Genomic DNA, 13,841 nt, shown 5'->3' with positions numbered 1-13,841 from the left:
GTCGGCCCGGCGCTTGGAATAGGCCGGGTCGACTTTGGAACGACGCCGCGCGCCGAAAGAGAAATGAGCCACGTTCCAGATGCGCGTGGAACGTGGCTCTCCCTCGGGGCTGAGTCTCCCGGTCAGCTTCCGAGGAACTGGTCGAACTGGGTCCAGAGTGAGTTGTCCAACAGCAGGTTGAACCGGAAATAGAACCCTTCGTCATAGAGGCTGCTTTGCCCTGCGACCCGGCCGCGGGCCTTGTTGTAGCCGAGCGCCAGCAGGACACCTTCGCGCGGGGTGAAGCCAAACTCGGCGCCGATCCCGTTGGAAGAATTGCCCTCGCTGTCCCACAGATGCGTGGCGTTGAGGCCGAGTTGGAACCGGTCGTCGCCGAATTCGTAGTTCAGACCGCCTTGGATCAACTGCGTCGTGGTACTGGCCCGCGCGCCGGCAGTGGTGCCGATCTTCTGATGCTGGCCCGCATATTTGCCGTTGATCCGCAGGTCGGCGTCGATCTCGTAATTCGCGTCGATCGACCACAGATGCGTTTCCGTTCTGGCGTGTTTCTCTTCCAGACGGTGCTCGTACCACGCCAGCACATCCAAGCGGGCGTTGTCCTTTGGGCGATAAGCGGCGCCGATGCGGGTGCGCATGCGGCGGGAGTTTTCGCCCGCGCGGCGGTCGAGCGCGGCACGGCTGCGGGCCAGAACGGTCAGCTCAGGGGTGACATTGCCGGCGATGCCGAAGCTGGCGTAATGGGTCTTGCCGCTCTCCTCCCAAGTGGTTTCCAGCTCGGCATCGCCGACCCAGTCACCATCCGCCGATTCCCAGCTTGTGCCGATGGCGAAGGAGGTGAGCTCTCCGTCATTGGTCTCAAGGTTGCGCGAATGCTCAAGATCGGCGCGCAGATTGGTGCTTTCGTTGATGTCCCAATCGACGGACAGGCCCTGCACCATGGTGGTGTCGCTGGTGCCGCTGGCCTTGGTCATTTCGGTCCGGCCAGTGACCCATTCGTTCATCGTATAGGTGAAGCCATAGGCCGCGCGGGTGACGAGAGTGTCGCTGCCGAATTGAAGCTCGATCTCGTTATAGACGCGCCAGCCGTTCTTGGGCTCGTCATAAAGGCCGAGGGTCAGTTCGGTGGGGGCGTCCCCGCTGAGCGGGGCGCGCAGCTTGGCCTCGATCACGGTGCCGGGGCGGGCTGCCGGGGTCCAATGCGCGCCGAGGATCAGGGCGGTGTCGGTCTCGCTGCCGCTGGCGGTGCGGTCACGGCTGTACTCAAGGCCGATCTCGCCGCGCAGGGTCTTGCTCAGATGCCGGGAATAGATCGCATCCACGGTCAGCCGCGTGCTGTCGTTGATCCGGTCGCGGGTGTATTCCGCGCCGAAGGCGATGTCGCTGCGCCGGTCGATTTCCTCGCCATAGCTTAGACGGACCTGGGTGGTGCCAGGCCGGGCCACCCCACCTTGCGCGTAGAAGTCGCGGCCGGTGTGGATCGCCTCGAAAGCGAAGTGACGGGTTTCGGTCTTTAGTTCATAGGACAGGCGCGCGGCGCTGTCCTTGTCGCCCATGGCGTTCTCCGACCGGGCCACCTCGGCTTCCCACAGTCCGCCTTGGCGGTCTTCGTGCTGCAGATAGGCCGAATGCATCCGCTGGCGGGCCGTGTTGCCCAGGGGGGCATCGGCATGGACCGCGCGGGCGCCGACGGAGGTCCGCTCGGACAGGGCATAGTTCACCTCACCGCCATAGAGCCAATAGGCTTCGGCGCCCTCGGCTTCGACCTCATAGGTCACGCGGATCGACACGGGGTTGCCGTCAAGGTCGAACTGGCGCACCGGGCTGTCGAAAGTGATGGTGTTGCGGAAGAAGTCGAGTAGATAGTCGGTGCCGCGCAGCAGGGGCGTGGCCGACAGGATATCGCCGCCGTCTTCGTCCCGCACGAGGATCTCCACCCGCTCGGACCCCTGCACATAGCCGCTCAGGTCAAGGTCATAGGGGCCAGAGACACCGCGCCCGCGGATTTCCTGAATCTGCTGCTCTTGCGCTGTCCGGGCGGCGAAGACGGTGACCGAGACGCGGTCGTTCTCCCAATGGCCTTTGGCGCCGGTGGCGACACGTTGCAGGCCACCGAGTTTCAGCGCGCTGGCCTCGGGCGCGATGGCGATATCGCCGTAGAGCACGTAGGAGCGGCCTTTCTCGACCTTCACGAAGAGGTTGGACGAAGATTGCGCATCGGCACCGCGTTCGGAATTGTCGCCGTAGACGGGGTAGTATTCCTCACCCCGGATGTCGCGGAACAGGCTGTCTTCGGTGTCCCGGTCCGAGCTGTAGCGCAGGGTCAACAGGGCATCGCCACGGATCACCCCTTTGAGGTAGAGCTCACCCCGGATCCCGGTTGTGGTGTCTTCGAAGGCGCTGATGCGATCCTCTTCGATGACATTGCCCGCATCTCCGCTCAGCGAAACCGCGCCTTCGATCACACCGATCAGCACACGTTCGTTCAGGTCGGGAGTGAAGGTCACCCGCGCCTCGGCTTCGCCAAAGGAGGAGCGCACGGTGATCAGATCGGGGCCGGAAGCCTGCGGCGGGATCAGGTTGAAGGTCGCCTCGCCATTGTCGAGATAGGCTTGCACACCGGGCGCGCTGCTGCGGATGTCGGTCACGTCCCAAAGCGATCGGCGGGCGGCGAGGGTCACAGTGCCCGAGGCGGGCACCGGGCGGCCCCCGGCGTCAAGCACGCGGACCACGACCGGCACCATCGAGGCGGGATTGGCCGACGCGGTTTCCGGCATCAGGATCTCGATCCGGGCGGGTTTGCCGGGGGCGGTCAGGCGCAGCTCTTTGCGGACGCGTTCGATGCCGAAACCGTCACGACCCACCAGCGTCAGCACATTCTCGCCCGAGGCCAGTTTCACCGCCACATATTCCAGCGCCTGCACATTGTTCTTTTCCAGACTGGTGCGTTCGCCCACCCGGTCGCCGCCCAGCTCGCGCCCGTTCACCAAAAGCGACAGCGTGAGATCGGCCTTGCCCTTGATCCGGATGTTCTGCGTGGCGCGGGTGACGGACGTGTCTTCGGCAAAGTCGACAAAGCCCGGCGCGCTATCGAGGTTCTGGATCATGCTGTCGAGCGATTGACGCTGGGCCGAGGCACGGGCCGCTTGCGCGATCGAGGAGGGCGCGCGCCCGGCTTCCTCGCTTTGCGCCGCGATCATGCCGGGGGTCAGCTGAGTGGTGGTGGCGATGCCAGCCTCACTGCGCACCGAACGGGTGCTGCTGCGCTGACCATCGATCGGCAGATCGGCTGCATTCATGCCGGGGGTCTGGCGTTTCCCGGCGAAATGGTCGCGGCGTTTGCCGACTTCCTCAAGCGCTTCGGGGGTGCATTGGGCCACAGCAAAGTTCTCGGTCCGCAACTCGCCCTTCTTCAGCGGCACGATGCGCGAGCCACCCCGGCGCAGATCGTTGGTGCGGGTCACCTGCACCGCGGTTCCGGCAGGCAGGGTTTCGGGCTGCACGAGGAAGGCATGGGTCACGGGGCGCATCCCGTTGAGCGAATAGGCGCCATTGATATCGGTCACCACAAAGAGCCCTTCTTGGGTCACGATGCGAACGCCGGGAATGCCCGGCTCATCCTCGACGCGGTCGCGCAGACCGTTGCCGTTGCAATCCATAAAGACGGCGCCCAGCACGGTGCCTTGGCGCGCAAAGACACCGCCCGAATTGTCGAGCCGAACCATGGCGCGCGCGGTTTGCGATTGTTGCAACGCCCCGGTGCCCGCTTGGCGGCCCGACAGGATGGCGGTGTTCTCGTTGCGGCCTTCGCGGGCGGCGGCAGAGAATTGCATCACATAGGACAGCTCATGGCTCGACAGCGGTTCAAGCATGCCCACGTCAAAGCGCAGATCGCCATTGCCGATCTCTTGCGGATCGTCCAGCGGCTCTCCGTTGAGGGTGACCGTGCCGGGCACGAAGTTCACCCCATAGGCAGGCCGGTCGAGGATTTCGCCGCCGATCAGCGCCTGGTGCATGTTGTTGGTGAAGCTCAGCGTATAGGTGACGAATTCACCGTGACCCGCGCGGTCGAGGTCGGCGGCTTTGTCCAGCGCCAGCGGCGTGCCGTAATGCGGGTCCACCGGGATATCGGAGACGAACAATGCGCCGCCCGCGTGTTTGAACGCGCGGCCCCAACCGGCATCCATCACCCTGCGGCCCATGCCGGCATAATCCAGACGTGCGGAGGGGAAGATCCATGCGGGCGCATCCATCACCTGATAGCGGTAGTCGCCTGCGGGCATTTCGGAGAAGGTGAAAAAGCCGCGCTGGTCGGTCTGGGTGCGGGCCATTTCGTTGCCCGAACGGGCGTCGACAAGCGCCACGGCCACGCCGTCGATCGGGGCGTTGGTGACGGAGTTGAACAGGAAGTTGCCGGGGTTGATCATCAGATCGTCCTCAAGCACCACGCTGTCGCAAGTCGCTGTCGCGATGAAGCTATTGCCAAAGTCCGTGGCCATGACCTGATCCCCGGCAACGGCGGGCGACATCTGCGCCAAGGGCAGGGCGGGGGTGAGGAAGACACCGGTGTTGGCCCCGGTCTCGGTCGCGATGAGGGTTTCCACATCGCCGGTCAGCATGCTGCGGATGGTCACCGTCGTGCTGTCGACTTCGGTGCTGATGTTGCAGGCGCCCGAGGTGAGACGCAGGCGGGTGTCGCTGCCCGGCGTGCCATAGGGCTGGTCCGCGCCGGTCTCGGGGTGTTCGAAGATCAAGCTGCCCGCTGTCTCATCGTCGCGGTCATAGACCACGGTGTTGGAGGCCAAGAGCAGGGTGCTTTCCTGGTTGTTGTAGAAGGCCGAGGCGGTGTTTTGCACCTCTACCTTGCCCAAGTCGGCAGGCACGCGCACCGAAAAGCTGGGATCGGTCGCATGGCCAATGGCGTAGTCGCCCTCGTGAAAGAAGGCCACCGCGTCCACGTCATGGGAAAGCCCGGCGGGGGCGACGCTGACGTAGTGGTGGTCAGGCGCGCCGCGCATGTGAACCAGTGCGGTCATGGTGCCCGAATCCTGCACCGCGTGGAACACGGTGTTCAGCGGGATCGCATCGCGCAGCAAGACGCCGGTCCGGGGCGTACCGTCGATCACGATCGGCTGGCCCTCAATCTCAGGGTAGCCAAAGGCGTCCCGCTCGGAGTCGTTCCGCAGCCGCAGGGTGTAGGTGATGAGCGCGCCCGCGTCACTCTCTGCGACGACCTGCTCTTTCGAGACTTCGAGCCCGCCTTCCTCAACCCGCGAGACGCCCATGGCGTCGTCGGTCAGGCTTTGGCCATCCTCGGTCACGGCCGATGCGATCAACATGCTGGCGAATTGGGTGCTGACGGGGGTCTCGGCGGAGATGCGGAATTCATAGATCAGCTGCAACCGCTCGCCCACGGCAAGCATGAAGGGCGCGGACATATCGAAGGCGCGGTCTTCGGTGTCGATCAGGCCGTTGCCGTTCAGGTCAGGGAAAAGCGATTGGCGCGACATCATTCTGGCGCTGCCTTGCTCGCCGATGCTGACCGATGTGGAAAGCGGCACGTTGCCGCTGTTGATTACGTCGAAATGATAGCGGCCAAAGGCACCGCGGGTCAGCAGAAGGTCGGAGTAGCCGGTCACTTCCAGCCCGGGAACCGCGGCGACTTCGGCCCGCACGGGGTTCGAGAAGACGCGTTCCATGATGCCAAGGGAGGTGTTGAAATAGCTGACTTCTGCCACGTTGCGGATGAAAGACCCACCGGGGGCCGGGGCGGCGGCGGCGGTCTGGGGCAGAAGGCTCAGGCCCAGTGCGGAGGCGCTGATCAGGGCCAGAGCCGGGCGGGCTTTAGACATAAGGAAACTGCGCATCAGCTTGCTCCTGTTGCGATCCCTGGGAAGGGCGTGAAAATCGGGGAGACGGAAACGGGGAGAGGAGGGGGCGCCCCCGGGGAGAGCATCGCTCAGCCCGGGGGCGCCCGAGAGGTCGCTTAGTCGTCGACCCGCACGGTGAACTCTACCCGGGCAAAGCCGCCGGGAAGGATCGTGCCATGCGTGCTCGATACGTTGGTCGAGGTGACGGTGGCCGTGCTGGTGCCCGGGAACAGGCTTTCAGGGCAGGCGCCGCCACAGTTCGTGATCGCGGTATAGGCCGGGGCCGCATCCGTGATGATCACGTTGTCCGCCGCAGAGGCACCTGTGTTCTCGGCTTCGACCATGTAGCGGATGCACTGGCCCGGCTCGACATCAAGGCGCGTCTTGGTGAAGGTGCCCACGGTGCCATCGCAGCCTGCGTCGATGTACTGATACTTGCTCAGTGTGACATCGCCCGAGATGATGACCACGCGGTCTTCGACGGCGTTGTTCGTCTGGTCGATATCGGTCCCGACACCGTTCAACGTGTTGTTGATGGTGATGGTGCCGACTTCGGACACACCTTGGGTAGCTGTCGATGGCGTCTGCACACGGTAGATCAGCGAGATGCTGTCGCCCGGGGCAAGGCCGTTGACACCCGGCGAGACACCGTCGGTCAGGTCATCGAAGTTGTCGATCACCGGTTCGGACGGATCAATCACGCCGTTGCCGTTCTGATCCCAGAAGATCGCACCGGAGAAGTTGGTCAGACCCGATTGCGTGATCGACGCCTCGGTGATGGCCACGTTCCCTTCGTTCGAGATAGTGTGGAGGATGTCCACGATACCACCCGGCGAAGCCTGCGCGCTTTGGTTCTCGATGATCTTCACGTCGTAGATTTCGTTGACCGTAACTTGGTTGACGATCCGGTCCCCTTGACCCGAGACGGAAGAGACGACCGCGATGTCGACCAGCGTATCACCGGGCAGGGCGCCATCGGCTGGCGTGATCACGGCACGGATTGCCTGCGATGCGCCTGCGGGGATGGTGCCGGTGTTCGACACGATCGAGCCGTCGGGCAGTTGGAACTCAACCGTCCAGCCTGCGGGCAGGGCTTGATCCAGCGACAGGTTGAAGCTGTCCGAGGTGGGGCCGTTGTTTTCGACCAGCATGTCGAAGACAACCGGCGCGCCCGGGTCTGTCGACTGGGTGACCCATGGGTTGCCACCGTTCGTGGGTGCCGCGCCATCGCCTTCGGAACCGGCCACGGCGTTTTCAAGATCGACCGAAGCCGCAAGCACCGCACCAGAGAATTCGGCGGTCGACACGTCGCTGACGCCCGAGTTGTCCGAGGTCGTGGTGATGATCGCGGTGTAATTGGTGGTCGCGGTCGGTGCGACATCGGTCGGCAGTGTCGCGATCAAGGTCACCTTCGCACTGTCACCGATCCCCAAGGGACCGACAGAGCCGACCACCGGCGTGACACCATCGGCGCCGACAAAGCGGAAGGTGGTGCCGGCGGGGAAGTCGTCATTGGCGACATCAACGGTCAGGCTGTCCGGGCTGTTGGAGAGGTTGGTCAGCACGAATTCCTGACGGATCGTGCCGCCCTGGTAGACATCGCCGGTTTCGGTGACGACATCGTTGTTGGCCGCGTCATCGTCGGTGGCCGAGGCGATGGCCGGGTTGGCGGTGCCGTTGGAGTTGATTGCCGTATCGGCAACCGCCACCGCATATTGGTTGTCTAAGGTGACAGAGGCGGTGTTCGATGGCGGGAAGGCCACGCCGTCAACGTCCTGGGTCGCCACGTTGGTAATGATGCCCGCATTGGCGGTATCCGCGATCACGGCACGGAAGGTCACCTCACCCGAACGGCCGGAACCGACAGAGGAGATCAGGAAGTTGACGTTCTGCGCGTCGTCATAGTCCCAAGCGATGGTCTCGCCAGAGCCGTTTGTCGCGTCGACGACGGTGGAGCCGTTGTCATCGTCCAGCGGTGTGGCAGAGTCAGACCAGCGGGCCGAGCCGGGCACATAGGTCAGGCGGCCATCGAGCACGTCCTGCACAGAGTAGCTGTTGGCCGCGGCCAGACCGGTGCTGGAGTAGGTCAGCGTGATCGTTACCGTATCGCCTGCGTCGATGATATTGGGGTTACCGCCCGAAGCCGGGTCCGCCGTCATCGATTTGACCAACTCGACAATCGCGTCGTTGGAGATTGTCAGCGTGTCCGTATTGGTGCTCAGCACGGTGCCGTCGAGGGTCGAGGCCGCCGTGACGGTGATCGTGTCGGAACCGGTTGCCGTGGAGGCGACGGAGGCTTCGATCACGATGCCGAACTGCTCACCGGGGGCGAGGGTCGGAGTCTCGGTCAGCGGGGTGGCGCTATCGGCCACGCCGTCCATGTTGGCGTCGGGGTAGAAGACCAGCTGCGAGGTGTCGAGCGTGCCGGTGTCGGTTTCCACTGCCGTCAGCGCAAAGGCATCCGGGCCGTTACCATCGTTGGTGATGATGTGCGGCAGGAACGCCTTACCGCCGGGGGCGATGGTTTCGGTGTTGTCGGAGGTCAGGGTGACGCCGGCAACTTGCTGAACGACTGTCTCAACGGTGTTGGAGGTTACCGTGATCGTGTCGCCCGCAGCATTGGTATAGGTCGCCACGGCTTGGTTGCCGATGACAGAGCCCGCTTCGGGCGCCGCGAAAGCGACAGTGCCGATCACGGCGGTCAGAGCAACGGCGCTGACAGAGCGCAGGAAGGTTGTTTGATGTTTCACGTTAATATTCGCTAGTTCTATAGTAGTTGGAGAGAGAGTGGAGAGAGAGGCGCCGGGATTAGTTCAGGCGCACGCGGTAGCTGTTGAAGGCGGAATCGCCTGCTTCGAGCGGTTCGGAAAAGGTCCAGCGCACGGCGGCGACGGCCTCTTCAGGGAGCGGCTCTTCGGTCATGTTGCCATCGGCATCGACGACCTTGCGGATGGCGGGAACGGTGGACCATTCCAGCCCTTCCTGTTCGGGGTCCATCTCGGCCTGAACCTCGAATACCGCGGCGACAGAGGTCACTTCGGCGCCCAATGTGATAGAGACGCCCTCGGGGACCGGCGCGGCAATGACGAGCCCTTCCATGGCGCTGTCGGTCATGTTCTGGTGACGCAGCTCATAAGAGATGACCTCGCCCGGGCGGACCGTCTTACGCTCGACGAGCACTTCTTCGCCCTCGGCGTTGGTTTCCACCACGCGGAAGGAGAATTCGCTTGTGAGCGCATCAGCCGCAGCCGCGAAACCCGCAAGCGACAAGGCCGTGCTTGCAATGAGGGTCTTGGACAATTGGGAGATATGTTTACGCATCTAGTAGTTCCCTTGTTGGCCGGTGAAGAGCCGGCGATTGCAATGAACGGACACGCCCATTGCGCTGTCCTGTTCTCATCTTCGGGGAACCGGATACCGATATCATCTGAGCGAACGGTTAACTCGCTGAGCCTGTGGTCAGGCGCTTAGCCGAAAGGATAGGAGGCCCTATCGGGTCGCGCCGCGGCCTATCATTTGGCGCGGAAACGGCGCTGGGCGCGGGTCGCGCATATGGTTAATTTTGCTGGGAAAATTGCGGTTTCCGAATCTTTGATTCGACGCGGGTCACCATAGCCAGAACGCAAAAAAGCCCGCACGGGGCGGGCGATTATGGTTTACACTCGGAGGGGAAATTGGCGGCGCTCCAGGGCGCGCGCTGGGCCGATGCCGGGGGGTGGTTCAGGGGCGGAAAACGGGCCTCAAACGAAGCCCGCGTCGCGCGCGATGATCGCCGCATCGGTACGATTCTTTGCGTCGAGTTTTCGGCAAAGTGTTTTGACGTGCAGTTTGATCGTCACTTCCTGCAGATCGAGATCGCGGGCGATCTCTTTGTTAGACTGCGCATTCATCAATCCGCGCAGCACCTGGCGCTCTCGCTCGGACAGGGATTTTTCGAAATCGGTCTCTTCGGGATTGTCCTTGCCCGACATGAAGGTGACCGGGGCATAGGTCTCTCCCGCTGCCATGAAACGCACCGCGTTGACCAGTGACTTGGCGGGCAGCGTCTTGGGCAGAAAGCCGATCGCCCCCATTTCGAGCGCCTGTTCGGCAATCAGCCGGGTGGCGGTGCCGGAGATCAGCCCGACCGGGCGACCCTCATTGATATCGAGGACGGTTTGCAGACCCTGCAAGCCTTTCATGCCGGGCATCGTATAATCCAGCAGCACCAGATCATAGGGCGGCTCTGATTTGATCTTGTCCAGCGCGCCGGCCAGATCGCTCGCCGCTTCGGTGACGGTGGCCCCATCCGCATCAAGAAACATGGCAATGGTCTCTCGGACCATGTCGTGATCATCGGCAATTAAAATACGCAAAGACATAATTGATCTCCTGAAGCCAAAATGGCCGGCGTTCTTTAATTGGTAGAGTGTGCCCGTTTCAAAAGAAAGATGAAAGCCCAAGGGGGAAGGGGGGCAAAGGCATGCGTCGCTATCCTTTGGGATGGCAAGGCGGGGCGCGCCGGGTCAGGGGCACCTATCCTTTGGTATAGAGAGGATGCGCTTCTGCACCTTCGCGCCTTCCCTTCGGGCAGGGTATGGTCAGGTTACCACGCCAGATAAGGAAATTTGACATGACCTTTCAGTACCTCAGCAAGACCATCACCGCGGCCGCCCTCTCTTTGGGCCTTGCGTCGGCGGTTGCCGCCCAAGACGAAGAGGCCGTGCTTAAAGTAACGCTGGCCGATGAAACCCATAGCTTCACCCTTGCGGACCTCAAATCCATGCCGGTCTCAAGCTTTGAGACGGCGACGATCTGGACCGATGGCACGCAGGAGTTCGAAGGCGTATCGTTGAAAGACCTCTTCGAGACGCTGAACGTCGAAGAGGGCACGATCACCGCGACGGCGATCAATGATTATGCGGTGGAAATCCCCATGTCCGACGCGGTCGAAGACGGGCCGATCATCGCCTACCATACCAATGGCGAGGAGATGTCGCGCCGGGACAAGGGGCCGCTTTGGGTGGTCTACCCCTATGACAGCGACATCTCCTATCAGACGGAACTGGTCTACAGCCGGTCGATCTGGCAGCTTGACCGAATTCGTGTCGAGTAACTTACAATGGCGCAGAGGGCTTGGATGAACGACGCAGGAGAATTCGGGCCCGCGCGCGCAAGAAGCCGACAGGTCTTGATGCTGATCCTCGTGCTGGGGATGAGCATCGCCGCCTATCTGGCCTATAACGTCTGGGACCGGATTCAAGCGCTCGACAGTGCGCAGCAAGACCATGCCGAATGGGTCTTTACGCAGATCGAGATCGAATTCCTCAAGACCGACCGCGCCTTGGCGCAGGCGAAATCCGCCACACCCGAGGCGCTTGACGAGTTCCGCAAGCGGTTCGACATCTTCTATAGCCGTGTCCTGCTGGCCGAACGGGTGCGCAACAACGCAAAGGCCAAGCCGAAAATCCGCGAGTTGCGGGCTCTGCTGGATGGGTTCCTGCCCGCAATCGACGGGTCTGATGCCGACCTGATCGCGGCATTGGACGATATCGACGCCATGTTGCGCAGCATCGAAGACGTGCCCCGCGAGATTGCCCTCGCCTCCATCGCCATTGCCAGCGAGATGTCCCAGAACGAACGCCATGAGATCGTTCGGCTGATCGAGGTGATGGCGGCGATTGTCTTGATCGTCACCCTTGCCTTGGTCGGGGCGGTCTACCGCTTGTCGCGGCAGGCCAGCCGATTGAACCGCACTTCGCAACTGGTCGAGGAAAATCACCTGCGCCTTGCGACCACCCTTCAGGCATCGCTCGATGCCATCGTCGTCATCAACGAACAGGGGGAGATCGAAGATTTCAACGGCTCCGCCGAAGAGATCTTCGGCATCACCCATGAGGCGGCGGTGGGCAGGGACTATATCAGCCTGTTGATCCCCCCGGCCGACCGCATGGTGCACCGCGAAAGGCTTGAAAGGTTCCGTCGCACCGGCGAGACCGAGGTCGCCGACAAGGGCCGCCGTGAGTTTGAGATGATCGACCATGCCGGGCGCGTTTTCCCGGTCGAAATGTCCGTGTCCCAATCGCCCATGGGGCAGGGGTCGCTCTTCATCGCCTATATTCGGGACATCACCGAAAAGCGCCTTCGCGAGGCCGAGATCATCGCCGCGCGGGACGAAGCGCTTGATGCCTATCAGGAAAAATCCCGCTTTTTCGCCATGATGAGCCACGAGATGCGCACGCCGCTCAACGGTGTGATCTCGGCCCTGCAACTGCTGCAAGATGACCGTCTCGACGACGAGCAAAAGCGCTATCTCGATGCGGCGATGACCTCGGGCGAGATTTTGTTGGGCCATATCAATGACGTGCTCGCCATTGAGCGCAGCGAGGCGGGAACCTATGAACAGGTGCGTCAGACCTGTGACATGACCGTGTTGATGGCGGGAATCATCAACACGATGGACCCTCTGGCCGAGGCCGGTGGCACCCGGCTGCATCTTGATCTGACCCAGTTGGATGACAAGGCCATCGTGACGGACCCGCGGGCGATCCAGCAGATTTTGGTCAACCTGCTGAGCAACGCGATCAAGTTCAGCCCCGGCGGCGATGTGACCCTGCGCGGCTGGTTCGCCAAATCGGCGGGCGAGGGGGAAGTCTTTCACTTGCAGGTCGAGGATGACGGCCCCGGAATTCCGGCGGGGGATATCGACCGTATCTTCGAAGATTTCGTCTCGCTCGACAGCCGCTATGAACGCCGCACCGGGGGCACCGGTCTGGGGCTTGGGATCGTGCGCCGTCTGGTCAAGCGGCTGGGGGGCGAGATCACCTGCGAATCGACCGTGGGCGAGGGGACATGTTTCACCCTGCGCCTGCCGGTAGAGCTTGCCGATCTGGCCGAGATCGACTGCGACGCGGCCCCCGACCCGCAAAAGCGCGCCGAACCCACCGCGGCCAAGCGGCTCAACCTTCTGCTGGTGGACGACAATGAGATCAACCGCGAGCTGATCAAGGCAATGCTTGAGAAGATCGGCCATGATGTCACCCTCGCCACCGGCGGGCGCGAGGCGATTGACCTGGCCGAAGACGCGCCCTTCGATGCGATCCTCATGGATATCTCCATGCCCGAGGTGAACGGCATTCAGGCGACCAAGGCGATCCTCTCCGGCGACGGCCCCAACCGCGACACGCCGATCATCGCCGTGACCGCCCATGCCATGCCGAAAGAACGGGCGGAGTTCAGCGCGGTCGGAATGTCGGGGTTCTTGCAAAAGCCGCTGGATATGAAGGTGCTGCGCGCCAAGCTGCGCGAGCTTTCGGGGCGCGCAGTGATGCCGGAACAGGCTCTGCCCGAACGTTTGGCCAGCGCCCCGACATCGGTGCAGGCGAAATCCGCGAAACGGCCCCTCTTGAACGAACAACAAATCGCAGACCTGCTTGACCTGCTGGGGGCGGAGAAACTGCGCGAGCGGGTGGAAAAGCTCGATCAACAGGTCGCGACCGATCTGCCCGACTTGATGGCCGCTAATGCGCTGCCTGACCTACAGGCACGCGCCCATGCCATGGCCGGGATGTGCGGTATGCTGGGTGCCGACCGGCTGCACGGCCTACTCAAAGAGATCGAGACCGCCTGCAAGACCGGCAAGGACGAAGAGGCGCGCGCACTGGCCGAGGCTCTGCCCGCCACCTGCAACGCGACGCTGGCGGCGATGAAGGCGCAGCTCGATCTCTGACAAGCCTGCTTGCGCAGGGCGGCGGAAACCTATCCTTAAGTCTAGCGCGTTTATACCCCCGCTCAGATGCAACACGACAAAACGCGATCTATATTTAAGTATGCCCGCCGAAAGACGGGTCTGCACGAAGGCGTCATTGACCAGAACAATGACCGCGTCCCAAGCTGGCAACCGGTTCATTTCGACCGCTTCGCCTGAAAATATGCTTCACGACGCGGGCCTTCTCGGGAGCTGCTGCCCGTTCCCCTACCCCAGGGAGCGGCTCC

General features: G+C 62.7%; 6 protein-coding genes. 2 read left to right on the top strand and 4 right to left on the bottom strand.

The features are described from left to right. Positions 1-122: 122 nt before the first annotated feature. From ACGYK7_RS14475 to ACGYK7_RS14460, 4 genes are all read right to left on the bottom strand, one after another. Positions 123-5,864, bottom strand: a complete 5,742-nt coding sequence (locus ACGYK7_RS14475) for a hypothetical protein (protein ID WP_394403187.1) — start codon at positions 5,862-5,864, stop codon at positions 123-125. 119 nt (positions 5,865-5,983) lie between these two features. Then, positions 5,984-8,617: a beta strand repeat-containing protein gene (locus ACGYK7_RS14470; RefSeq protein WP_394403185.1), complete on the bottom strand. Its 2,634-nt coding sequence runs from the start codon at positions 8,615-8,617 to the stop codon at positions 5,984-5,986. 58 nt (positions 8,618-8,675) lie between these two features. Continuing rightward, positions 8,676-9,188 carry a hypothetical protein gene (locus ACGYK7_RS14465; protein WP_394403183.1) on the bottom strand — a complete coding sequence of 171 codons (513 nt, stop codon included), beginning with the start codon at positions 9,186-9,188 and terminating at the stop codon, positions 8,676-8,678. Between the two features lie 419 nt (positions 9,189-9,607). Continuing rightward, complete coding sequence (locus ACGYK7_RS14460; protein WP_067267389.1) at positions 9,608-10,228, bottom strand: response regulator transcription factor; 621 nt, start codon at positions 10,226-10,228, stop codon at positions 9,608-9,610. 251 nt (positions 10,229-10,479) lie between these two features. Here ACGYK7_RS14460 and ACGYK7_RS14455 point away from each other — a divergent pair, with 251 nt between their 5' ends. Continuing rightward, positions 10,480-10,962, top strand: coding sequence for a molybdopterin-dependent oxidoreductase (locus ACGYK7_RS14455; protein WP_394403182.1), 483 nt, complete (start codon positions 10,480-10,482; stop codon positions 10,960-10,962). 24 nt (positions 10,963-10,986) lie between these two features. Then, positions 10,987-13,575 (top strand): ATP-binding protein, encoded by a 2,589-nt coding sequence (locus tag ACGYK7_RS14450; RefSeq protein WP_394403181.1) that lies wholly within the window; start codon positions 10,987-10,989, stop codon positions 13,573-13,575. Positions 13,576-13,841 lie beyond the last annotated feature (266 nt).

The sequence above is a fragment of the Sulfitobacter sp. 1A15299 genome, assembly GCF_043556915.1.
In the GTDB taxonomy this organism is placed as follows: Bacteria; Pseudomonadota; Alphaproteobacteria; order Rhodobacterales; family Rhodobacteraceae; genus Sulfitobacter.
This window is presented reverse-complemented; position numbering and strand designations above follow the sequence as displayed.

Coding starts and splice junctions, on each gene's coding strand:
- ACGYK7_RS14465 (WP_394403183.1), bottom strand. CDS start 9,188: ATGCGTAAACATATCTCCCAATTGTCCAAGACCCTCATTGCAAGCACG.
- ACGYK7_RS14455 (WP_394403182.1), top strand. CDS start 10,480: ATGACCTTTCAGTACCTCAGCAAGACCATCACCGCGGCCGCCCTCTCT.
- ACGYK7_RS14475 (WP_394403187.1), bottom strand. CDS start 5,864: ATGCGCAGTTTCCTTATGTCTAAAGCCCGCCCGGCTCTGGCCCTGATC.
- ACGYK7_RS14460 (WP_067267389.1), bottom strand. CDS start 10,228: ATGTCTTTGCGTATTTTAATTGCCGATGATCACGACATGGTCCGAGAG.
- ACGYK7_RS14450 (WP_394403181.1), top strand. CDS start 10,987: ATGAACGACGCAGGAGAATTCGGGCCCGCGCGCGCAAGAAGCCGACAG.